Source organism: Chitinophagales bacterium (assembly GCA_041392475.1).
GTDB lineage: Bacteria > Bacteroidota > Bacteroidia > Chitinophagales > UBA2359 > JAUHXA01.
This window is the reverse complement of sequence record JAWKLZ010000002.1, coordinates 1,469,668-1,495,116: the sequence shown is the minus strand read 5'-3', so window position 1 is coordinate 1,495,116 and position 25,449 is coordinate 1,469,668. Positions and strand designations below refer to the sequence as shown.

The following is a 25,449-nucleotide window of genomic DNA, read 5'->3' as shown; positions in this document are numbered from 1 at the left end:
GTGTGGATAACCAATGTGCATTTCTTTATCTATCAAAGTATCTGTCAATACAGTAAAAATTTGATAATCAGTAAATTAGAAATGAGTAAGGTCATATGCCTAAAATAAGTTATCAACGATGGTGTATAAAAATGTGGATAAACCAAGCAAATCGGCTGTTTTTTTCAAAAAAGTAAGATTTTATAGCCAGAGAACTACCAACGGGAATAAATCAACCTGCTTTTTTCAGTAAAAGCGTATATTAGCAACCCAACTATTTAAGCAGCCCCAAAATTGTCCTAACCTTCCAACCTAAGAATGCTTACAAGCATAGCTAAGTGCTATTTGGTGCGTAATAAAATAGCCCAATAATCTTTTTTCTAACCATAACTGGATAATTATCACTCATGAATAGGTTTACAACAATGTTATACACAAGACTTATCTACACCCTGTTGATAACTTTGGGGATTACTTTTTCTTCAACCTTACGCGCTCAATTTCAAGCTATTGGAAATGCAAGTAGCTTAGGAGATAACTGTTATCAGCTCACAGGAGCCTTCAATACACAGTTTGGAGCGATTTGGAGCAATGACCTAATTAACCTAAATGAGTCTTTTGAAGCACAGTTTCGATTGTATTTAGGAGATAAAGATGCAAATGGAGCAGATGGTATTGTGTTTGTATTCCAACCGGTGAGCAATACTGTGGGAAGTTTGGGAGGTGGATTGGGTTTTGAAGGAATTGTACCTTCCGTTGGGGTAGAATTTGACACTTGGCAAAATGGAGACCGACTCGATCCACCAAACGATCACGTATGCCTCATGCAGCACGGAAACCTACACCATGTTACAGGTGCATTGACTCCCGCCACTTCACTCGGCAACATTGAAGATGGACAATGGCACGATGTTCGGGTGACTTGGAATGCCGAAATTCACCAACTCAAAGTATTTTGGCAGTGTACATCCATTCTTACTTACAATGGGGATATTGTGAACAATACTTTTAGCGGCAACCCGATGGTTTATTGGGGCTTCACTTCTGCAACAGGTGCTGCAAACAATGTTCATCAAGTGTGTATAGATTATATCTCCTTTTTGGATGATTTGCCCAACCAAGAAATTTGTGATGGTGAATCTACTTTGATTGGTGGGTTGCCCAATCCTGATTATACCTATTCATGGACTCCTACCAATACGCTTAATAATCCCAACATTTCCAACCCTTTGGCAACGCCAACCGAAACCACTTCCTACATCCTCGAAATAACCGATGAGTGTTTGTTTAGCTTCTATGATACTGTGGAAGTGGTCGTAAAACCTGCTCCCGATGTCGAATTTTGGGAAGACAACCTTCAAGCCTGTGTCGGAGAAGTCATTGTTTTAGATGCTACTACGCCCGATGCCGAAGCCTATCACTGGAACAACAATGCAAGCACTCCCACATTAAATGTCACTCAAACAGGATTTTATACCGTTGAAGTGACCGTTGGAGGATGTTCGGATTTAGAAGGAGTGTTTGTGGATTTTTTCCCGCTCCCATTTGTCAATTTGGGACCAGATATAAACGTTTGCGGAAGCGAAGAAGTGGTCTTGAACGCAACGACCAACAACATGACCTATCAATGGCAAAATGGAGCGACTACTCCAATGATTAACGTCAGTAATGAAGGGATTTATACCGTGACCATTACCTCTACTGTAAGTGGCTGTACGGCAACCGATGCGATTGCAGTGAGTTTTCTGCCTCCTCCAATTTTTGACTTGGGCGCAGACCAAACTTTGTGTGAAGGAGAATCCGCCACTTTTGATGCTACAATAGCCAATGGACTCTATGAATGGCAAGACGGTTCTACATCGGCAATCTTGGAAGTTTCGCAATCAGGAACTTATACCGTGACGGTGACAGATGCCGACACCAATTGCAGCGCAACAGATGAGGTATCTGTAACCGTCAATCCATTGCCGCAATTTGATTTAGGCGAAGATGTGACTTTGTGTGAAGGAGAAACAGCGGTTTTGGATGCAAGCATTGAAGGAGGTTTGTATCAGTGGACAAATGGATTAACTACCTCCACGATTACTGTCACAAGTACAGACACATACACTGTGGTCGTTAGTTTTGACACAGGCTGTTCGGCTACCGATTTGGTCACTGTGGTCTTCAACCCACTTCCTACGCCCGATTTGGGGCCAGACCAAACCTTTTGTGAAGGGGGTACTGTTACCTTGATTGCGCCCAATGCGGATAGCTACCAATGGCAAGACGGTTCGAGTTTGCCTGTTTTGCAGGTAAGCGAAGAAGGGACGTATGCTGTTACCGTCACCATTGACGGCTGCAAAGGTTCAGATGAAATAAATGTGGAACTGAGCCCTATGCTTACCTTTGATTTGGCAGAAGCACCGCCACTTTGTGAAGGCGAAACCTACACCATTACTGCTCCAGAATCAGATGTTTACGAATGGCAAGACGGCTCGACCAACCCAAGTTTTGAAGTGACAGAAGCGGGAACGTATAGCGTGACGATTACACAAGATGGCTGCAAAGGCGCAGACGATGTGATTGTTTTCTTCAATCCACTTCCAACTTTTAGTTTAGAAGAAGTAGCACCACTTTGCGAAGGTGAAACATTTACGCTTACCGCACCTGAATCAGATGCTTACGAATGGCAAGACGGCTCGACCAACCCAAGTTTTGAAGTGACAGAAGCGGGAACGTATAGCGTGACAATTACACAAAGTGGTTGCACAAGTTCTGACGATGTGACCATTTCCTTCAATCCTCCATTGGTGTTTGATTTGGGTGAACCTCCAACTTTGTGTGACGGTGAGAGTTACACGATTACTGCACCTGAATCAGACGCTTACGAATGGCAGGATGGCTCAACCAATCCAATTTTTGAAGTAACAGAAGCAGGCACTTACAGTGTTACGATTACGCAAAATGGCTGCACAGGTTCGGATGATATAGAGATTTCCTTCAATGAGTTGCCGATTGTGGATTTGGGCGAAGATATTTCGCTTTGTGAAGGGCAAAGCATTACGTTGGATGCAACACCCGAAAATGTGGCAGATGCTACTTTCCTTTGGAGTGACAACAGTACAGGTTCAAACATTGAAGTGAGTGCCGAAGGGACGTATTCGGTGACGGTCACAAGCGGCAATTGCAGCAGTTCGGATGAGGTGACGGTTAGCTTCAATGCGAATCCGACCATCAATTTGGGCAATGACCAAACACTTTGTGAAGGGGAAACGCTGGTGTTGGATGCTACGGTTGGAGGGGCAACTTACGAATGGCAAGACGGCTCTACTAACCCAACTTTTGAAGTGACAGAAGCAGGTACTTATTCAGTAACGGTTGATTTAGAAGGTTGTATATTGGAGGGAAGCATCACGATTGACTTCAATCCTTTGCCTGCAATTGACTTGGGCGAAGACCAAACTATCTGCGAAAACGAAACGGTAACACTGAATGCGACTACTCCAAATGCGACCTACGAATGGCAAGATGGCTCAACGAATCCAACTTTTGAAGCGACCGAAGAAGGGATTTATTTGGTCGAAATTACCGTCAATGGTTGTACGGCAATGGACGAAATTGGCGTGACGCAAATCATTTTGCCGCCTATTGATTTGGGCGAAGATGTGAGTGCCTGTGAGGGCGAAACTTTGCAGATTGGAGTGGATGGAGTTTTTCCTGCAATTGTGATTTTTGGTTGGCAAGATAACACGAGTGGGCAGTATTATGAAGTGACTGAGTCGGGAACTTACACGCTGACCGCAAGTATCAATCAGTGCATGGTGACGGATGAAATAACGGTTTCTTTCAATGAAATCCCTATCGTGGATTTGGGTGCAGGCCTAAGTATTTGTGAAGGAGAAACGACTATCCTTGATGCAACTCATGTCGATGCATCTGCAACCTATCTTTGGAATACCAATGCGACAACTCCAATGATTGACGTACAAGCGAGTGGTACGTATTCGGTGACAGTGACGGTCAATGATTGCAGTAGTTCGGATGCCATTGAAGTGATAGTAAACGAATTGCCACAAATGGATTTGGGGGAAGATTTGACCTTTTGCGAAGGCGAGAGTTTTACTTTGGATGCTACTCCTTCAAATGTTACAGGCGCAACCTACGAATGGCAAGATGGCAGCAATGCGGCAACTTTTGAAGCAGTTGTATCGGGTATCTATTCGGTGACGGTTACAGCAAATGGCTGTGGAATAATGGATGAAATTACGCTTACCTTCAATGCTTTACCTGATGTGGATTTGGGCAATGACCTGACGCTTTGTGATGGGGAAGTGCTGCAATTGGATGCTACGGTGGCGGATGCAGGAGCGGTGTATGAATGGCAAGATGGATCTGCAAATCCAACTTTTGAAGTGACGGAAGCTGGAACATATTCTGTAACGGTGACGGTGAATGGTTGTAGCAGTTCGGACGAAATCAATGTGAATTTTGACGAATTGGGCATCATTGATTTGGGAGCCGATGCGACTTTGTGCGAAGGGGAAAGTTTGGTTTTGGATGCAACGACTCCAAATGCAACTTATGTGTGGCAAGATGATAGTACGAATCCAACTTTTGAAGTAATAGAGGCAGGTACTTATTCAGTGATAGTGAGTGTGGGAGCTTGTACTTTGCAGGGCAGTATTGAAGTGGTTTACAATCCTTTGCCGACTGTGGATTTGGGTGAAAACCAAAGGATTTGTGAGGGCGAATCGGTTGTTTTGGATGCGACTACTGCAAATGCGACTTACGAATGGCAAGATGGCTCGACTGACCCAACTTTTGAAACGAGTGATGCGGGTATTTATTCGGTTACGATTGATGTCAATGGCTGTACGGCAACGGATTTTATTGAAGTTGAACGTATTGAATTGCCTTCCATAGATTTGGGTGAAGACCAGACTTTGTGTGAAGGTTTGATTTTGGGTTTGAACATTAGTGGGAATTATCCAGATGCGATTTTTGAATGGCAAGATGGTACTCTGGGGCAAGAATATCTGATTTCTGAAGCGGGAACTTATTCGGTTTCGGTGAGTATTGGCGATTGTATGGTGAGCGAAGAATTGACTGTAACCTTCAATGAAGTACCAAGTTTGACATTGGAGGATGTGACACTTTGTGAAGGGGAAACACGGACATTGACTCCTTTTGCAGGGGATTCGGGTACAGCGGTTTATCAGTGGAGCAATGGTTTGACAGATGCAAGTATTGAAGTGGGTGAAAGTGGCGTGTATGCGGTGACGGTGATGGACAATGGCTGTACTTCAATGACAGAAGCTGAGGTGATTTTTGATGCTGCGCCTATCATTGATTTGGGGCAAGATACGACTTTGTGTGTGGGTGAAAGTTTGGTTTTGGAAGCTCCTGCGGCGGATACTTATTTGTGGCAAGATGGTTCGGTCAATGCAAGTTTGGAGGTGACTGAAAGCGGCTTGTATAGTGTAGAAGCGAGGGCTGGAACTTGTGTTTTGACGGGAGAAATTCGAGTGGATTTTGCGGCAGTGCCTACGGTGGATTTGGGTGATGATGTTTTGTTGTGTGAAGGGGAAGGAGTTGTTTTGCAGCCTCAGGTAACGAATGGGGTGTTTTTTGAGTGGCAAGATGGCAGCAATGGCGTTGAATTGGCGGTGATTGAAGCGGGGGAATATAGTTTGGAGGTGCGGGGTGATTTGGATAGGTGTATGGCTTCGGATGCGGTTTTGGTGGAGTATGAGGTGTGTGATTTTGAAACGTTTGGTATTACGGTCGTCAATGCTTTTTCGCCGAATGGGGATGGAGTCAATGATGAATTTAGAGTATGGGCAACAGAACAACCTGACGAATTTTACTGTGCGATTTTCAACCGTTGGGGCCAAAAGGTGTTTGAAACGACGGATATTAATGGTACTTGGGATGGTGTTTTCAAGAATCAATTGGAGCCGATTGGGGTGTATGCTTTTTATGCTGAGGCTTGGAAGGTGGTGAATGGGGAGCGTGAACGGTTTTGGAAGCAGGGGAATGTGACTTTGGTGAGGTGATAAAATTTCAAGGTAAAAATACAAACTCAAAAGATAAAGAATTTGCAATTTATGCCCACAAAAATCATTTCTCTCTGGTCAGGTCCTCGAAACATCTCCACTGCCTTGATGTATTCCTTTGCACAAAGAGCTGATACGCAAGTGGTGGACGAACCTTTGTATGCTCATTACCTACAATATACCGGCATTGTGCATCCTGGCAATGCTGAGATTTTGGCTTCAATGGAAACGGATGGAGAACAGGTGATGCAGCAAATTTTTGAAACGGAATACTCAAAATCGGTGGTGTTTTTGAAGCAGATGGCGAAACATTTGGTAGGATTGTCGGAAACGTGGTTATTGAAGGGAGAAAACATTTTTCTGATTCGTGACCCAAAATCGGTGATTGTTTCTTTTGCGAAGGTGACAAATCCTACGTTTGAAGAAGTGGGTATTAAGCAACAATATGATTTACACCAATTTTTGGTGGGGCAAGGCAAACAGCCCATTGTGTTGGATAGCAAAGAAATATTGCTCAATCCTCAAGGGGTTTTGCAGCAATTGTGTGAGCGATTGGAGATTCCTTTTGAAGAAGACATGCTGCAATGGAAAGAAGGGGCGATTCCTGAAGATGGTGTTTGGGCAAAATATTGGTACAAAAACGTGCATCATTCTACAGGGTTCAAACCTTATCAGGCTTCTTCAGAAACGATACCTTCTGAATATGAAAGTTTGTTGGAGCAGTGCCAGTCTTATTATGATTTTCTGTATTATTGTGCTTTGAAGTCGTAACTAATTTTTTAACGACCAGACTGGAAAGTCTGGGTTACATTTATATAATGGGTTTACACGGACAATTTGAAGTAGATGCTCGCAACCAAGATATTCAGGTATTTGTAAAAAACAAAATTGTGCATCGTAGGGATGCAAAGGTTTCGGTTTTTGATAGTTCAGTGCAGGGAGGTGATGCGGTTTGGGAAGGACTTCGGCTGTACAATGGACGGATTTTTTGTTTGGATAGACATTTGAATCGATTGCAAAATTCAGCACATGCGATGGCATTTGAGGATATTCCTTCAAAAGAGTATATCACCAATGCTTTGAAAATGACACTGCAAGCCAATAAGATGCACGATGGAGTACACATTCGCTTGACACTGACGAGAGGAGAAAAAATCACATCGAGCATGAATCCCCAAATGAATCAATTTGGCTCGTGCTTGATTGTATTGGCGGAATGGAAACTGCCTGTGTATCCTTCGGATGGCGTGGAGTTGATTACCTCTTCTATTCGCCGAAATCCTCCTTCTTGTATTGACTCCAAAATTCATCACAACAATCTCATCAACAATATATTGGCAAAAATTGAAGCAAACTTGGCAGGGGTGCATGATGCTGTGATGTTGGATTTGTATGGCTTTGTATCCGAAACGAATGCAACCAATATTTTTATGGTCAAAAACGACAAAGTGTTAACACCTCATGCTGATGCTTGTTTGCCAGGCATTACGAGAGGCGTGGTTATAGAAATATGTGGAGAATTGGGAATACCTATTGTGGAAAAGAACCTGAGCATGACCGAATTTTATACAGCAGACGAGGTGTTCACGACAGGAACGATGGGCGAATTGAGTCCTGTGATGAAGATAGATGGAAGGGAGATTCGCAATTATTTAAAAAGACCGGTTACTCAACTCATACAAAAAAGATTTATGGAATGGGTAAGTGAATGTAAAACAGATATATTATAACTATTGTATGGAATAATTATTAAGAGCTACTGGACTTAATTAAAGAAACGCATATAGTCTAGCTCACGGAAAATATACCATGCAAACTATTTTAGATGAAATAAAATATTGTTACAAATAACTTATGTTCAATAGATTGTTAGTTTGTGAAAAATGAAATAGAATAAAAATAATGTGAACAAAAACCATTCTGTATTTGTTTGGAACAAATGGATACTCTTTTTGGAAATTTCAAAAAAATAAGTAACTTTAATAAAAGTGTTTAAAATCCATTTACTATAAAAATAAAATTATTTATATAAATATTCTATTAATCATTGTTTTTTATAATTTTTATGTGTAAACTAATGTGACATTCTTTTTTTTTTAAGTCTTAAGATACTACCCTACACCCTCTCAAAATCGTGTTTTTAAAAATCATTGTATTGTAGAAGTACTTAAACTATACACCCCATGCACAAGCCCAAATTTTCTATTACACTAGCTACTATCACCCTATTTGTAATGAGTTGTTGTATGCATCCCATACAAACAAACGCATTTACGTCCAATGAAATGTTCTCACAACCCCTAGATTTTTTTGTAGGAAGCTGGGATCAAGCCTGCGAAATGGCTGAAGCCAGACAAAAACCTCTTTTCGTCTATATATATGTGAGTTACGAAAGAGAATCAAACCAAATGAATGATGAAGTTTTTGTGGATGAACAGGTCAAAAACTTCTATGATGCAAATTTTGTGAACTACAAAATTAGTCTTCACAGTCAAAAAGGAACTTATTTCAGACAAAAGTACCAACTTCGTGATTACCCTGCGTTGCTATATTTTGATCAGAAAAAAAATCTCATTACACAAGACAGTGGCCTAAAGAGTATTAATGAGTTCATTAGAATCGGAAATTATGCAATCAAATCAAATGCACACCTACCTATTGCAGGGGTAATTTCTCCAATCTACACTAATTTTATCGAAAAAAAGATGCAGTATGACAACGGTGTTCGTCATTCTGATTTTTTATACAATTTAGCGTACGACCTCAAAAAATTCAATGACTCTTTTCAACCTATTGTGCATGAATATATTGAAAAAGAAGGTGTTTCAAACTTAACCAAAAGTAAACATCTCAATTTTATTTTCGATTTTGCAGACGATATATACAGCCAACCTTTTGAAATCTTATTAGCCAATAAACAACGGTACATTGATTTTTTTGGAAAAGAAAAAGTAGATGACCGCATCAAAAGAGCCATCCGTTCGGCAGTGATTGTTTCTGCACGCTACCAAAATTGGGAGGCATTTGAAATGGTTAAGCAGACGATTGAGCAAGCACAATTATCCGATAAAAAAGAATTTGAATTCTTGATGTTGAGTGTTTATTATGAAAACACCAACAACTGGACAGATTTTACACTACTTGTCGAAAAGTTTACACGCCAGCACCTTATTATTGATGCAGAAATACTCAATGATTTGGCATGGCGATATGCTGTTCATATTGATGATAAATCAAAACTTCAGGAAGCGCTTAATTGGTCAGAAAAAGCCATGTCTCTCCAACCAGATAAATTCAAATATCGAGAAACATACTCAGCACTGCTTTATGCATTAGGCAAAAAATCAAAAGCATTGAAGGAAGCAGATACAGCCATGGTTATTGCCCGAAAAAATGGTGGTGATTACACCACTACCATCAAATTGTCACAGGCTATTCGAAGTGAGCAATCCTTACCCAAAGATTTGAATTAAGAAAATCACCGTTTAGAATGAGGCACTTATTGCATATTGTTTTGGGAATTTTTACAATCCCTCTATTATTGCAGGCTGAAAGCATTGACTTTCAAGATAGAAGCTGGGCAGATGTTTTGAAAACAGCCCAACAAGAGAAAAAATACATCTTCATTGATGCCTATGCAGATTACTGCCTGCCTTGCAAGGCAATGGAAAAGGAAACTTTTAGTCAAAATAAAGTATTCCATTATTTCAACCAGCATTTTATCAGCTATAAAATGGACATTGAAGCAGATAAAAACGATTATTTGGTTCAAGTATATCAAATCAAAGAACTACCTGCCTTATTGTTTCTCACTCCCGAAGGGATATTACTTCAAAAAATCATCGGTAAACAAGACGCTATCCCACTTTTACAATTGGGTGAAAAAACATTGAAAAACCAATGGAGCGTAGAACAAGATGAATCACATATCTCCTTAGACAAACTTTTAACTAATTTGGAAGACTACAAAATGCAGCATGGAGGTAGAACGGTCAATTGGATGGTGAAAAAACAAGTCTATACACAAGTCCTTCAATCAGCAATTAGCAAAGATATAAAGTTATTTCAATCTGTCCTGTCTAATGCTTCAAAAGCCAATTTACCAGACATTGACCGCTTTAAATTCAATATGCAAGCCCTGTTTTATGAAATAGTGGAAGATTGGCAAAATTATTCGACTATTACATCTAATTATCTAAACATAAAAGAAAATAGCAATCCTAAGCAGTTAAATGAAATTGCATGGATGTATTACCTCAATATAGAAGATCCGCAATTACTAAAAAAAGCCATCAAATGGGCAGAACAATCCATAAAAATAGAAAGTGAGTACTACAATAACCGTACTTATGCAGCACTCTTATATAAAATAGACGAAACTAAAAAAGCTTATAAAATAGCAGAGAGAGCCATCTATATGGCAAGAGCGAGAGGAATAGACGATACTGAAATGATAAATTTGATTAAAAAAAATACAAAATAGTGACAAAATATTGATGTAAATTTCATATACTTACTTTACACACAACACAAATTATTATTTCAACACTAATTTAACTCTGTACAGTAAGTTCAACTGTCCAATAACCATTCGTTTTTTGATTATAAACTCTAAAAAACAGACCGCCATGAGCATGACAACTACTTTTTTACGCATTGGTTTTGTAGGAACAATGGTTCTATATCTATTTTTTGGCGCACCATTGATAGCAAGAGATGATGATAAAAAAAAGGCATCTAAAGAAACACCCTATAGCAATTCGGGCGATGAAAATCCATATCTTGAATATCGTTTAGACTTCAAGAAAGGATCCTTAGAAGATGTGTTAGATCTGGCTATATCGAGTGATAAAGCCTTATTCGTGCATACTACTTCAAAAAACTGCAATGCTTGTGATTACCTTGCCACTAGCCTTTACACAGATACTAAAGTAGCTGCATTTTACAATGAGAATTTTGTCAACTACATCATGGATGTAGATGAGGTGCAGAATGTCAATTTTGCAAGAATGCATGATTTAGGTTCACGTCCTATGCTGGTTTACTTCAATGCAAAAGGCGAAATCGTTAGAAAAGAAGATGAAATAGCAGATGCCAATCAACTCATTGCTGCAGGAAACAATGCACTGCATTTGCCTATACGCACTTCCTCCAATAGAGCAAACTTAGAAAACATGCGGGCAAAATATAATTTACAGTTTAGAGACCCCGATTTTTTGTACAATTATGCTTACATGCTCAAAACATTTGACGAACCCTACAATGCAATTGTCAATGAATACATTCGCACACAGCGAACCTCTGATATGCAACAAGATAAAAACCGCAAGTTTTTATACGACTTTACAGACAATCTCGAAAATTCAGCCATAGACTATTTCATAAGAGATGCGGGATACTTCAAAACAGTCATGGGAGGAAAAAAAATCAATGACAAACTCAAAAGTGCGATATACAATAGCATTCAAACAGCCGTAAAAGAAAGAGATATAACTCTCTTTGAAAAAGCAAAAACAGTACTCGAAAACTGCAATCTACCAAATAGCAGAGAGTTCATTTTTTATATTGAAACCCAATTTTATGAAGGAATAAGAGATTGGGACAATTACGTAAAAGTAACTACCAAATACTTCAATGATTACAATGTAACCGATCCCCACATGCTGAATTATGCAGCATTTAAGTTTGCTCATTTTGTAGAAGCAAAAAATAAATCAGCCATGAAAAATGCCATCAAATGGGCAAAAGAATCTATTCGAATAGATTACGAATACTACAATCACCTGACATTAGCACTTTTATACTACAAAACAGAAGATTTTAAATTGTCTGAACAACTTGCATTGAAGGCACTCAAAATTGCAGAAATTCGCAATAAAACCTACGAAGACAACAAAATCAACAAATCAGTAGATACAGCCGATGCCAGTCGATTGATAGATAAACTTAGAAGTAGAGGTTTGTTGAGTGAATAATCGTTATTTTTGTAAATTCATATTTTCAAATATCTACGAAACAGATGTCGGTAAAAGTACAGCAGCTCACCAAAATCTATGGTCAGCAAAAAGCAGTGAACAACGTAAGTTTTGAAGCAAACGAAGGAGAGGTCTTAGGTTTTTTAGGTCCTAATGGAGCAGGAAAATCTACGACCATGAAAATTATCAGCTGTTTTATCCCTCAAACAGAAGGTACAGTGACTGTATGTGGATATGATGTGCAAACCCACCCTATGGAAGTTCGCCAACAAATAGGCTATTTACCTGAAAACAACCCCCTGTACCTCGACATGTATGTACGAGAGTACCTTCAATTTGTAGCTCGCCTGCATCATCTGGGCAAAAATACCAAAACCCGTATTGAAGAAATGATTGCCTTAACGGGTTTAGAACGAGAGCAAAAAAAGAAGATTGGACAACTCTCAAAAGGCTATCGTCAGCGAGTAGGCTTGGCACAGGCAATGTTGCACAACCCTAAGGTACTGATATTGGACGAACCCACTTCTGGTTTAGACCCCAATCAATTGGTCGAAATCAGAAATGTTATCAAAATGTTGGGAAAAGAAAAAACGGTGATTTTGTCTAGCCACATCATGCAAGAAGTACAGGCAATTTGCAACCGTGTTGTCATTATCAATAAAGGCGAAATTGTAGCCAATGACAAGACCGAAAACCTTCAGCAACAATCCAAACATCAATCCATCATTACCATAGAATTTGCAGAATCTCCTTCAATTTCCCTTTTAGAGCAAATTCCTCATATCCAACACATTGAAGCCATAGGCACAAATAAATGGAAGCTCATTACCCAAAATGACCAAGATATTCGTGCCGAAATTTTTCATTTTGCCGTTCAAAATAAGCTCACTCTTTTAGAAATGCAAAAGATTTCTAATAGTCTTGAAGATGTATTTAGAGAATTAACCGTTTCCTAAATGTTGATAAGCCATTGTAATTGACATAATTGTTAACTTTGTTAAAAAAAAGTTAAAAAATCTTAAAGTCGATTGCAACCATTATACTATACTTCCCCCTCTTAGTTAATACCATAGCCAATATGAAATGTTGATTTTTTCAATAATACAATAGTATATAACATAGTTTTTTAGCCAATAACTATGTTTTTTATTGTGTTTTATAAATTAATACAAATTATATAACTATGAGTTGATTAATTACTATTTTTTTATAATCAAAAAAAGGAAGTATGAAATTTATTAACCTACTAACAGCTTTTATGTTGGTTCTATTGGTGCAAGTAGCTGTTGCACAAGACAGAACCATCAATGGTACAGTGACAGACTCTAATACGGAGGAACCAATTGTTGGTGCTACTGTTATTGTTCCTGGTTCGACAATCGGTACTGTTACCGACTTGGATGGTCAGTACGAATTAAAAGTACCTGCCAGTTACAGTTCGATTCAAATTAGTTTTATTGGCTACAAACCGCAAACTTTTGAGTTAGGTGCTTCAAATGTAATAGATGCTGCTCTTGGTGAGGATGTTCTCGGTTTGAGTGAAGTAGTTGTTACTGCGATAGGTATCACAAGAGAAAGAAAAGCTCTTGGATATTCTGTAGAAGAAGTCGGAGGCAGTGAGATTACGCAGGCTCGTGAAACCAACGTAGTGAATGCCTTAGCAGGTAAAGTGGCAGGTGTTCAAATAACAAGTTCTTCTGGAGCTGCAGGTGGAGCGTCTAATATCAGAATTAGAGGTGCAAATACCATTCAAGGAGACAATGATCCTTTATTTGTTGTAGATGGTATTCCAATAGACAACTCACAGTTGAGTTCAGGAAATCCTGATGATGGAGCCAACAGAAACTTGAGTAGTGTAGCGCAATCTAACAGAGCGATTGACATACCACAAGAGGATATTGAATCCATCTCAGTTTTGAAAGGTGCAGCAGCTACGGCACTGTATGGTAGTCAAGCAGGTAATGGTGCTATCATCATTACGACTAAAAAAGGAAAGAAAAGAGCTGGTGGAGGATTGAACATCAACTACAACGTTGGAGTGGATTTCTCTCAGTACAATAAAATGCACGAGTTCCAAAATCAATGGGCGCAAGGTCTTTTTGGTAGCTATAGCGGACCAGAAACAGGTTCTGGATACTCATGGGGACCTGCTATAGATACATTGGTTTATTTACCAGATCCTAATTATCCTTGGGATAAAAATGGACGAATTGTAGGACAAAGCGAAAACCCTGGTGGTCAGCGTGTGCAGGCTTACGATAACATAAATGACTTTTTCCAAACAGGAGTTAACTTCAACAATTCTCTAAGCCTATCTTCTGCAAACGATGTATCTAGTTTCTATTTGGGTTTAGGATACCAAAAAGAACAAGGAATTATTCCAAACAATACGTTTGAAAAAATAAATGTAACTTTCAATGGAGAAGTAGCACTTACACCTAAATTCAAAGTGGGAACTAACATCAAATACATCAATTCTGGTGGCGTTCGTATCGAACAGGGGTCGAATACATCTGGGGTAATGCTGGGCTTGACTCGTACTACTCCGACTTTTGACAATTCCAATGGATTTGGTGAAGACGCTGTAGATGAAGTTTCCTCTTATACCTTACCTAATGGCGGCCAAAGAAACTACCGTGGTGGTGGTGGATATGACAATCCTTTTTGGGCAGTTAACAATACTCCTTTGACGGATGATGTAAATCGAGTTATTGGAAGCCTTAACTTTGCGTATGATTTTGCTGATTGGATTAAACTTACGTATAAAATTGGTACAGACTTCTACAGTGATAGAAGAAAACAAAGTTTTGCGATTGGCTCTAGAGCCTTTACCTCAGGTCTTGTAAGAGAAGATCAATATTTCCAAAACAAATTTAATGCGGACTTGATTCTTTCCATCAACAAACAATTGAGCGATGATTTGAGGGTTGGAGGTAATTTTGGACACAATATGCGGACTGAATATTTGGAACAATTATTCGTACAAGGCGATGGATTGGTTATTCCAGGTTTCGAGCATATCTCTAATGCAAGTAATAGCTTTGTAAGAGAAAACATAGGACGTAAACGAGAACAGGCATTTTATGGTATGTTGGAATTCGATTACAAACGTATGTTGTATTTAACACTAACCTACAGAAGTGAAAGATCGACTACTTTGCCAGAAGGTAATGATAGGTTTGATTATCCTTCTGCTAGTTTGGCCTTTGTTTTTACAGAAGCATTGGGTTTGACGGATAATCCAATAATTCCTTTTGGTAAGTTGCGTGCATCTTGGGCAAAAGTAGGTTTAGGTTCTCCTTATCTATATGCTACGGCTAACTACTTCACACAAGCTACTTATGCTGATGGTTGGACAAACGGTATTGCTTATCCTTATCAAGGATCTGCTGGTTTCCAAAAATTGTCTGTATTGGGTAATCCAGACTTAGGACCTGAAGAAAACACACAATGGGAAATAGGAATGGAATTGAAATTCCTTCAAGGAAGATTGGGATTAGACGTTAGTTACTACAATGGAACAACTACCGATTTGATTTTCCCTGTACCTGTTACAGCAGTTACTGGATATAGAACAGCGATATTAAATTCTGGAGAGATGACCAACAATGGAATTGAGGTGATATTGAATGCAACACCTGTTGAAGTAGGTAGTTTTGCATGGGATATAGATATGAACTATACGCGAAATAGAAACGAAGTAGTAAAATTGGCAGATGGAGTGGACAATGTATTCTTAGGAGGTTTTCAAGGGTCTTCTATTCGTGCAGTAGAAGGGCAGCCTTATGGAAGTATGTTTGGAAATGGTTTCTACAGAGATGCAAGTGGTGCGAGAGTCATTGATTCCAATGGTTTTCCAATTATTGACCCAGATGAGCGTGCTTTTGGTAGTGCATTGCCTGATTGGACAATGGGTATTCGCAATACTTTTTCTTACAAAGGATTGTCTGTAAGTGCTTTGCTGGATATCAAACAAGGAGGTATTCTTTGGAATGGTACAAAAGGAGCATTGTATTTCTGGGGAACAGCAGGAGAAACTTCTGTTAGAGGCTCAACTACTGTTTTTGAAGGTAATGTGGCAGTATATGATGCTGATGGTAATTTATCATTGGTAGATCATGACAACGATCCAAGTACCGCTGATATTCCCCAAACAAGTGGTGCCAATTCACAAGAAGTTGTTTTGGACGAGAATTGGTTGGCTTTGGGTGACGGTAATGGTTTCTTTGGGTCGAACTCAGAAGACTTTATTGAAGATGCAAGTTGGGTACGATTGAGAGAATTGTCTTTGAGTTATTCTTTGCCAAGTGCATTTGTAAAGAAAACACCTTTCTCCAATATTGATTTAACTATCACAGGTAGAAATGTATGGTTGCAAACAGACTATACAGGTATTGACCCTGAAACAAGTTTAGTAGGTTCTGGAAATGCTCAAGGTTTGGAGTATTTTAACATGCCGAATACAAAAAGTTGGGGAGTGGGCTTAAGAATTGGACTATAATCCGTACTCATATTTCTTTTTCCTAAACAATACCAGCAGTATTTATTTCTTGAACTTTGAAGTAAATATTGTTGGTGTTCTAAATTTTTTCAATAAAAAAGTTAAATCTATATAGATATGAAAAATATTAAAATAATTACTTTATTAACTTTCATTCTATCCATTTTTATCTTTACCTCTTGTCAAGAAGGTGATGATAAATGGATTAATTCTGATATCAATATTGACCCTAATAATCCTTCAGATGTTACAGTCAATTTATTGCTTCCTACTACTCAAGGTGGCTTGGCTTATTTAATGGGAGGAGATATAGGAAGATACAATTCCCTTCTTACCCAACACGTGGGTGGTTTAAGCCGACAACATGCTGGTATTGATCAGTATCGTTTAACTGAAGCGGATGTAAACAATGCTTGGAGATTCAACTTATACAGCGGACCACTTTTCGATTTAAACACCATTATTATTAAAGCAGGTGAAGAAGGTTCTCCTCATTTTGTAGGTGCGGCCAAAGTATTGATGGCTTTGGGGTTGGGTATTACTACTGACCTTTGGGGGGATATTCCTTATAGTCAAGCTTTTCAGGGAGCAGCCAATTTGACCCCTGCTTATGATACACAGGAGCAAATATATGGCACCATCAATACTTTATTGACGGAGGCAGTGAGTGACTTAGGTTCGACTAGCAATGTGCGTGCTTTATCAGGAGATTTGATTTATGGAGGCAGCAAAAGTGCATGGCAGAAAGCTGCCAATGCTTTAAAGGCGAGATATGCTATACATCTAAGCAAAGTCAACGGTGCAAGTGCTTATACAGCTGCTTTGGCTGCCATAGATGCAGGAGCTTTTGCTAGTAATGCAGATGATATGGAGTTTTCATTTGGCTCACCAGCTACCGAACAAAATCCTTGGTACCAATTCCTGAATCAAAGACAAGGTGACATAGCAATGGGAGCATTTTTTGTGGACTTGATGAAAAGCATCAACGACCCTCGCTTACCTGTCTTTGCTGCAGACAAAGTAGATAGAGCAGGTACTCCTGATGATGACAGCGATGACGATTATTTTGGCTCCCCTGCTGGAGTTCCCAATGAAAAATCTTCGCAACTAGGTGCTTATTATGGTTCCCCTAGTTCCCCTGTGCCGATGATGAGTTATGTAGAACAAAAGTTCATTGAAGCAGAAGCAGCGTTTATGACAGGAAATTTGCAGAGAGCAGCTACTGCTCACAATGATGCCATTATTGCTTCTATTAATAAATTTGGTGTGTTTGACCAAGCTTATGTAGATGCTCAAGCTTCTGAAACATCAGCGAGCCTCAATCTACAAAAAATCATGACACACAAGTACATTGCACTTTATACACAGTCTGAAACTTGGACAGACTGGAGAAGAACAGGAATCCCTGCACTTCAACCTTCTTCAGGTCAAAATATTCCTATTAGATGGCCTTATCCACAAGATCAAAGGTTGTATAATAATGAAAACTTACCATCAGGAATAACAATCTTTTCCCCTCCTTTGTGGTGGGATAAGTAACATATATTTATTTTTTATGAAATGAATAGAAGGGTTGCTATATTCTAGCAACCCTTTTCTATTAATGTCTTATTACAGGCAAATATAGAAGCAATCATAATTGGGAAAATTCATGAAAACATCTAATTTGTTTGCTTTCAATAATTTCATAAATCTGTTACTATGAAAAAAATAATACTCGTCTTTCTTGCTTTTTTTCTTTTTGCGATGAACACTTTCGCTCAACAAATAATTAATAATACGGTTGAAACCAATAAGTACACCTATTTTTATCAGCGTGAAAATAATGAAAGTGAAGTCATATTTTATTTTTATGAATACCAAAGACAACAGATAGACTTACAACACTTCAAGGTTTTTCATCCTCAATTAAAAAACAAATTACCCAACCAATTAGAGTTGATTTGCCCTACGGTATTTGATGCTTTCAGCAATAAAGTATATGCTATAGCGTATCTTGAAAATTGCATCAACTGTGGAGAAGGAGCAGTAGTTATTTTATTGATTGGAGATTATCTTAGCTCAAAACCCGTGTATTTTATAGACTACAATATGGATGGGAATTACCAAAATGATGGTATTCCATTTTCTTTTGCCAACAATAAAAAAACACAAAAAATAAAATTAGAGAGCAAGGAAGGAAATAAATATGCTTTTTGGCTCTATAACACAAACAATCACAAAGAAATAGAGTACAATGAATTGGTGAAAGAAGCACGAAAAGACCGTGATTTAGTGAATGAAGAACAACTTACCTTAGACAAAACACCTCAGAAAAAAAGCATCGTTGCAAAAGATGGATTGTATCTTGGTTTTGAAATATTTACAGGTTCGGGAAATTTAGAGTATCAATATATCAACCTATCCACCAATTATCCGACAAATTATGAGGTATCTTTCAATTCAGGGGGAGCGTCCATAAACATAGGATATACTTTTAAGAAAATTCAATTTGACATATCCGCATCTTCAGAATCAACATATTATTGGACATCTTATAGGAATACTCAATTTAAAGAACCTAAATATACCGACGGAATACTTGAATCTTTTATTTCAACGGTCACTAGCGGCGATTTGCATCCCAAAAACAGACTATCCTATGGATTTTCGCTTGCTTACAATGTGCGATTGGGGAAAAGAGTAGCACTTGCACCGTTTATAAATTACTCATGGTTCAACTATCCCAACAACAATTTTTATGTCCCCAATAAGCGACAAGATAATATTCCCTATGAACTGAAAGACCGAAATTGGAGTGCTTTTGGCACTGATATTAAAGTGAATTTTAGTGAACACAGTGAAATCTATGTCAAAGGAAGTTATTTATTGCCAAACTTCAATCCTGCTGCTTACTTCAATAGCTTAGAGATAAGAGATTTAAAAGTTGATTACAGCCAACTCAACTTTGGTTGTGGCTATCGCTTCCATTTTTAATGAAAACAGAATCTTCAATAGTCCTCTATAATTTGTGAAAGGCTACCCATTTTTGTGGATAGCCTTTTTTTATACCCCTTCATAGTAGATTCTTTGAATTTGACATTATACTTCCTATCTTTCGCTACAAAAAAATAGCTTTCCTTCAAACAATTTCTACAATGAAACGTATTTTCGCCTTCAACTTCAATATTTGTGTACTGACAATCATCCTAACTACAATGGCAACTATTTCATCCTGTCAACAATTGGAGCAATCCACTTCCAAAAAAGATTTTCAAACAACCTTCAATTCCTTTGAAGAATACCCCGTTTACAATGGCAATGACTTAGGTTTAACTTATACCCCACAAGCCTCCACCTTCAAAATATGGGCACCTACTGCAAACGAAGCCAAAATTATTTTCTACGAAACAGGCATTGAAGGGCTACCCATTGAAGAAAAACCAATGAGCCGAGTAGAAAATGGCGTATGGGAAATCAAACTTGAAGGAGATTGGAAAGGAAAATACTACACCTTTCAAGTGAAAGTAGGCGACAAATGGCTGGGAGAAACTCTCGATCCTTATGTCAAAATTGTAGGGGTAAACGGTAAAAGGGGAGTCATTGCAGACTTAGCAGCTACCAATCCCGCAGGTTGGGAAAATGACAAAAAACTATCCCTTCAAAATTTTACAGACATCATTTTGTATGAATTACACATCAGAGATTTGAGCATTCACCCAAGTTCAGGTGTACCCACGGAGCATCGTGGCAAATACCTTGGACTGACATACGAAGGCACTAAAAATGCCGATGGATTGACTACTACTTTGGACCACATCAAAGAACTTGGTATTACCCATGTTCACCTATTGCCGACTTTCGACCATCGTTCAATTGACGAAACAAAATTGGACAGTGCACAATACAATTGGGGCTACGACCCTTTGAACTACAACGCTCCCGAAGGTTCATTCAGCACCTATCCGCACGATGGCACGACCCGCATCAAGGAAATGAAACAAATGATTAAAGCATTTCACGATGTAGGAATCAGGGTTATCATGGATGTTGTTTACAACCATACAGGATTGACGGAAACTTCTTATTTAGAGCAGCTTGTACCCGATTACTACTACCGCAAAAACGCCGATGGCACATTCTCCAACGCATCAGGTTGTGGTAATGAAACCGCTTCCGAGCGGGCAATGGTACGAAAATTCATGATTGAATCGGTCAAATATTGGGTAGAAGAATACCACATTGACGGTTTTCGATTTGACTTGATGGCGATTCACGACATCGAAACCATGAACCAAATTCGGGCGGCATTGGACGAAATCAACCCTGCTATCTTTGTGTATGGCGAAGGCTGGACTTCAGGTGATAGTCCTTTACCAGTCGAAAAACGAGCATTGAAGCACCACACACCACAGTTGAACAAAATTGCAGCCTTTAGCGATGATATGCGGGACGGATTGAAGGGCAGTGTGTTCAATCACGAAAAAAAAGGTTTTGTCAGTGGCGCAGACGGTAAAGAGGAAACCATTAAGTTCGGCATTGTGGCAGCAACACAACATCCTCAAATAGACTACAAAAAGGTCAATTATTCCGATGCGTTTTGGGCAAATGACCCCATTCAGTGCATCAACTATGTATCTTGTCACGACAACAATACCCTCTTTGACCGCATCTTCCTCTCCAACAAAAACGATGATGAAGCTACACGCTTGAAAATGCAGCAGTTGGCAATGACCATTGTATTGACTTCACAAGGAGTTTCCTTCCTACACGCAGGCTCAGAAATTGCCCGCACCAAAAAAGGTGTAGAAAATTCGTTTGAATCACCTGACAGCATCAACCAAATTGATTGGTCACGAAAGACTCAATACAAAGCTCTCTTTGATTACACCAAAAACCTGATAGCCCTCCGCAAAGCACATCCTGCTTTTCGAATGTCAACTACTGAGCTGGTGGCCAAGCATTTGACTTTCTTGGACTTCAATGTGGGCGACAAAAACTTAGTAGGCTATCAAATTTCGGACAATGCAAACGGAGACGTTTGGAAAAATATTTTGGTGTACTTCAATGGTGACGCATCGGATAAAATGGTGAAACTACCTGAGGGGAAATGGACGATGGTATTGACCCAAGAAAAAATAGACGAAAAGGGCATTATTGAAGTGAGTGGAAAGGTGAACTTGAAGGGAATTTCTGCGATGGTGTTGATACAACAATAAATAATGCCATCTTTCAGGTAGTACAGGCCAAGTACTGCAATTATAAAACAACCTCCTCCACCAAAAATACGTTTTACTTCAAAAGAATTTAAACCAATTCCTATGAAAGTCTTACGTGTTTGTTTGATTCTATTTCTTCTACAGTTGGGTGCTTTGTTTTTGGCAACCAGTTGCTGCGAAGAACTTTATACCTATCAATGGTCAGACCTTTCATTGACCCACATAGACAATCGAGGGGCAGAACCCATTGAAGCATCAGACAACCGCTTATCTGCCATTGCTTATGCTTTGAGAGTCCATATGGGATTTGATTTTGTTTACCAACAGCCTTGCTTCAAAGGCTTTATCAACAGTGCTTATGCCACCTCCTGTTTAGAAACGTATTCGACAAATGATACCATTGTAGGAATTTCTGTATTTCCCTTATCCGATTTTGACGAAAACCATCTGTCAGGAACATCCTTAGAAGATTATTTTGCAGCAAAGAGGAGAAATTCTGTGACTACATATAGCAGTTTAGAAGAAAAACTCGCTCAGGCAGTTCCGATTGCTGATTTTTTGGAGCAAATAAACGAACAGGCGGAGTATGATTTATTCACCGATTTTGATTTGCTACTTCTAAAAGAACCGACCTTAGATTCTGTTTTTCAGTTTGTTGTAGAAGTAGAATTATCCAGTTCGGCTGTATTGAGAGATACGACTGAAAGTATTGTATTGTACTAATTGAAGAAATGAGCTATGAAAAAGATGCAGTACTGTTGGTTGTTTTTTTGTATTTGCTGCAATGTTTGTTCACTGCAAGCACAAAATGGAATGCCTAATGAACAAGATGAAAGTGGAAAACCGATTCATTTTGAAGTTGAGGTACAGATAATTGGCTCACAATTTGGGCATTACTTGAGTAAAAAACCGCAAGTAGGAGAGAGCATCTATTTTTTAGATGCAGAGGATTCGGGTCAAGGAACAGGTACGATTGTTTCGTTTCGCTTTCCGATAAAGGAACGCTTGAAATTAGGATTCTTTTTATCGCTCAATACTTCTATTACAAGGGATTGTCAGGGCTATAATGATTTCTGGCAAAAACGACACCTTGTTGATTTGGAAAATCCTGATGGTGATTATTTTTTCAGAGAGGATATTTTGTGTATAAATCCAGTGAACGACCCATATAGTAACAAAGAGTACAATTATACAGTTGGCGGATTGGGTGTATCATTGGCAAAAACAATTGGCAATGGCAAAATACAGTTTGAACCTTCGGTGAACTTGGGACTTGCTTGGTTAACAGCTACTGAACCCTATCTTTTTTTGAAGGAAAAAAATAGCAACAATACCCGAACGATTCACTATCTTCCTGCAAAAGAGAGTTTTGCAATGCCAAGTATTGGAATTGAAGCGAAAGCGAAATGGCAGGCATCAAAATTATTTGGTTTTAGTAGTTCACTGCAATACAATTACATGCGAAGTACTTTTGACTATACAGTTGAAGAAAAAGAATTGTTGGGAAGTACCGTCAATGATGACGTAAAATTTCGCCAATCGCTTGAGTATTTTGCTTTTAGCTTGGGCGTATATTTGTCTTTTTGAATGGGCTTTTATTCTGTGACTTCTGCAATAATTTTCACAAAGGAATCACTGGATCAATAAAACAAGAGCTTTTGGTGATTGTTTCGATTACTTCGCCACCATCTTCAAATACCAAACGGACTTTCACGCGTCCTTTTTTAGAGTAGTTTTTTAGGATGATGCTTTGTCTATCTTTTGAAATTTCGTTTTCAATGGGCGTTTTTTCTTCATTGTCGTAGAAAATTTCTTCAATTCGCTGAATGGGTTTTTCGAGGTGAATCTGATACCATTCCTGCGATTCTATCTTGTTTTGATTTTCTGGGGTTTGATTTTCAATAGATTCTTTGGGAATTTGTGCAGTCATTATTGAAGTGATTGCAGTAAGCAAGAATAAGAATAGTAGGTTTTTCATAGGATTAGACAATTTATCATTTTAGCAAAGAGTGTATTTGTTGAATGATAGAATTCAACTGAGACTCAACAATCGAAGGGAATAATTTAAAATAGGATTCTTTTTCGATATGAACCGCATAATTTTCTACATATAGTGCTGGCACAGGTTTGAGTTGTTCTTCTAAAGTTGCTTTCTCGATGTGGAAAAACACCAATCTATTCTTCTGGTCTTTATTTCTGGCAATGTACCAACCTGTGCCATCATCCAATTTCATCTCTGCCACTGCATATTTTTCTTCCAACTTTTCTAGTTGACTATTTACATCTCCAAATCGTTCTTTGGAACTCAGGTATTGCGCTTTGGGATAAGATTCGAATCGAAGCACTAATTCATATGTTTTTTTTCCGTATTGTAAATTTGCCTGTTGTTCCTCCAAGATAGGGTCTGAAGGGGTGATAGTCAGAGGATTTTTTTGGATAGTTACATCGCTTCGTGAAATAATAATATTCGACTCTCTTTCGCTCAATTGCCAACCAAAGGGTAGCGCATTAAGCAATGCAGTATAAAATTCATATTTAGACAAAAAATCTTTTTTATCTTCTATTTTAGTACTTGCACCAATCGGACTTGTATCTATGTTGAGACTCGAAGCAGGGCCAATAGTACCAGGTTCTTCTGTACTGTTTTGTGCCGATGTCATACAATTAGATAATACTAAAAGTAAAATTATGATGTTATATATATGTGTGTTCATGTTCTATTCTTAGTTGCCTCTTTTTTTGAAAAAATTCATTAAATACTTCACATAAGGACGGTTGGTAGGAATACTGATTAAATCTGCACCACTTTTAGAAAAAATCTGTTTACAATTATCAGCATTTTTCAAGTAATTCACCTTATACCTTTTCATTTCAGCCTGGTTTGCAGTATCCAACCAAATTGTGTGTCCCGTTTCTGCATCCTTCACCCGTATCAAACCAACAGAAGGAAGTTCTTGTTCACGGGGATCGTAAATGCGAATCCCTACTAAATCATGTTTGCGCCCAACGATGTTGAGTGATTTTTCGTAATGATCGTCTATAAAATCCGATAATAAAAAAGCAATACATTTTTTTTTGATTACATTGCCGAAATACTTCAATGCCAATTCAATATCTGTTTTTGTAGTAGGTGTTTCTTTTTTTGCTTTGGCTTGAAAAAGCGACTTTATTTGTTGAAAAGCAGATTCTTTCGTTTTATTCTCCTGCAATGTGAGGTCACTGTATCCCACTTCAATCAGTTCTCGGATTATTCTTAGAACGTGTGCCTTACCTTTTTTAGGCGGAATGAACTTTTCAATCTTGTCGCTAAAAAATATAACGCCAACTTTATCATTATTATTGATTGCAGAGAAAGCTAAAACAGCACAAATTTCGGTAATCATCTCATTTTTCATTTGATTAGCTGTGCCGAAAAAAGCAGAAGCACTCATGTCCACCAACAACATGACTGTCAATTCTCGTTCTTCTTCAAAGATTTTGACATAAGGTGTATTAAAGCGAGCGGTCACATTCCAATCTATTGCTTTGATGTCATCACCAAAACTGTATTCACGCACTTCACTGAATGACATTCCTCTCCCTTTGAAGGCACTGTGATATTCTCCCGAAAAGATATGATTGGATAATCCTTTCGTTTTTATTTCGATTTTACGAACTTTTTTTATTAATTCACTGGTTTCCATGTAGGCAAAATTAGTTAGAAATCAATCAAAATGAAAATTTAGGTCAATTTGAAAAAATATTAGGAACGAAACGAC

16 protein-coding genes are annotated in these 25,449 nt (G+C 38.6%); 13 read left to right on the top strand and 3 right to left on the bottom strand.

The annotated features are described in order from the left end of the window. The first annotated feature begins 404 nt into the window (after positions 1 to 404). The 13 genes from R3E32_19335 (at position 405) to R3E32_19275 (ending at position 23,278) form a co-directional block, all read left to right on the top strand. A complete protein-coding gene (locus tag R3E32_19335) occupies positions 405 to 6,017 on the top strand; it encodes a gliding motility-associated C-terminal domain-containing protein (protein MEZ4886891.1) in 5,613 nt (1,870 codons plus the stop codon). Positions 6,018 to 6,068: 51 nt separating this feature from the next. Next, positions 6,069 to 6,788 carry a hypothetical protein gene (locus R3E32_19330; protein MEZ4886890.1) on the top strand — a complete coding sequence of 240 codons (720 nt, stop codon included), beginning with the start codon at positions 6,069 to 6,071 and terminating at the stop codon, positions 6,786 to 6,788. Positions 6,789 to 6,835: 47 nt separating this feature from the next. Beyond that, positions 6,836 to 7,747: an aminotransferase class IV gene (locus R3E32_19325; protein MEZ4886889.1), complete on the top strand. Its 912-nt coding sequence runs from the start codon at positions 6,836 to 6,838 to the stop codon at positions 7,745 to 7,747. 453 nt (positions 7,748 to 8,200) lie between these two features. Further along, complete coding sequence (locus tag R3E32_19320; GenBank protein MEZ4886888.1) at positions 8,201 to 9,490, top strand: thioredoxin family protein; 1,290 nt, start codon at positions 8,201 to 8,203, stop codon at positions 9,488 to 9,490. Positions 9,491 to 9,507: 17 nt separating this feature from the next. Then, positions 9,508 to 10,500 carry a DUF255 domain-containing protein gene (locus tag R3E32_19315; protein ID MEZ4886887.1) on the top strand — a complete coding sequence of 331 codons (993 nt, stop codon included), beginning with the start codon at positions 9,508 to 9,510 and terminating at the stop codon, positions 10,498 to 10,500. A 145-nt stretch (positions 10,501 to 10,645) separates the two neighbouring features. Continuing rightward, positions 10,646 to 11,992 carry a DUF255 domain-containing protein gene (locus R3E32_19310; protein ID MEZ4886886.1) on the top strand — a complete coding sequence of 449 codons (1,347 nt, stop codon included), beginning with the start codon at positions 10,646 to 10,648 and terminating at the stop codon, positions 11,990 to 11,992. A 44-nt stretch (positions 11,993 to 12,036) separates the two neighbouring features. Continuing rightward, entirely contained in the window at positions 12,037 to 12,948 is a 912-nt protein-coding gene (gene gldA, locus R3E32_19305; GenBank protein ID MEZ4886885.1) for a gliding motility-associated ABC transporter ATP-binding subunit GldA, read from the top strand. Positions 12,949 to 13,220: 272 nt separating this feature from the next. Then, a complete protein-coding gene (locus R3E32_19300) occupies positions 13,221 to 16,493 on the top strand; it encodes a SusC/RagA family TonB-linked outer membrane protein (protein MEZ4886884.1) in 3,273 nt (1,090 codons plus the stop codon). Positions 16,494 to 16,610: 117 nt separating this feature from the next. Beyond that, positions 16,611 to 18,032: a SusD/RagB family nutrient-binding outer membrane lipoprotein gene (locus tag R3E32_19295; GenBank protein ID MEZ4886883.1), complete on the top strand. Its 1,422-nt coding sequence runs from the start codon at positions 16,611 to 16,613 to the stop codon at positions 18,030 to 18,032. 162 nt (positions 18,033 to 18,194) lie between these two features. Continuing rightward, positions 18,195 to 19,469 carry a hypothetical protein gene (locus tag R3E32_19290; protein MEZ4886882.1) on the top strand — a complete coding sequence of 425 codons (1,275 nt, stop codon included), beginning with the start codon at positions 18,195 to 18,197 and terminating at the stop codon, positions 19,467 to 19,469. A gap of 161 nt (positions 19,470 to 19,630) precedes the next feature. Beyond that, positions 19,631 to 21,691, top strand: coding sequence for a type I pullulanase (pulA, locus tag R3E32_19285; protein MEZ4886881.1), 2,061 nt, complete (start codon positions 19,631 to 19,633; stop codon positions 21,689 to 21,691). 102 nt (positions 21,692 to 21,793) lie between these two features. Next, the gene (locus R3E32_19280; GenBank protein MEZ4886880.1) at positions 21,794 to 22,414 is read left to right on the top strand and encodes a DUF5034 domain-containing protein; all 621 of its coding nucleotides are present in this window, start codon (positions 21,794 to 21,796) and stop codon (positions 22,412 to 22,414) included. A gap of 90 nt (positions 22,415 to 22,504) precedes the next feature. After that, on the top strand, positions 22,505 to 23,278 hold the full coding sequence (locus R3E32_19275; protein MEZ4886879.1) for a hypothetical protein: 774 nt from the start codon (positions 22,505 to 22,507) through the stop codon (positions 23,276 to 23,278). Positions 23,279 to 23,312: 34 nt separating this feature from the next. Here R3E32_19275 and R3E32_19270 read toward each other — a convergent pair whose 3' ends face one another. The 3 genes from R3E32_19270 to R3E32_19260 form a co-directional block, all read right to left on the bottom strand. After that, positions 23,313 to 23,669, bottom strand: coding sequence for a hypothetical protein (locus R3E32_19270; GenBank protein ID MEZ4886878.1), 357 nt, complete (start codon positions 23,667 to 23,669; stop codon positions 23,313 to 23,315). A 16-nt stretch (positions 23,670 to 23,685) separates the two neighbouring features. Next, the gene (locus R3E32_19265; protein MEZ4886877.1) at positions 23,686 to 24,351 is read right to left on the bottom strand and encodes a hypothetical protein; all 666 of its coding nucleotides are present in this window, start codon (positions 24,349 to 24,351) and stop codon (positions 23,686 to 23,688) included. 63 nt (positions 24,352 to 24,414) lie between these two features. Beyond that, entirely contained in the window at positions 24,415 to 25,374 is a 960-nt protein-coding gene (locus R3E32_19260; GenBank protein MEZ4886876.1) for a DUF58 domain-containing protein, read from the bottom strand. Positions 25,375 to 25,449 lie beyond the last annotated feature (75 nt).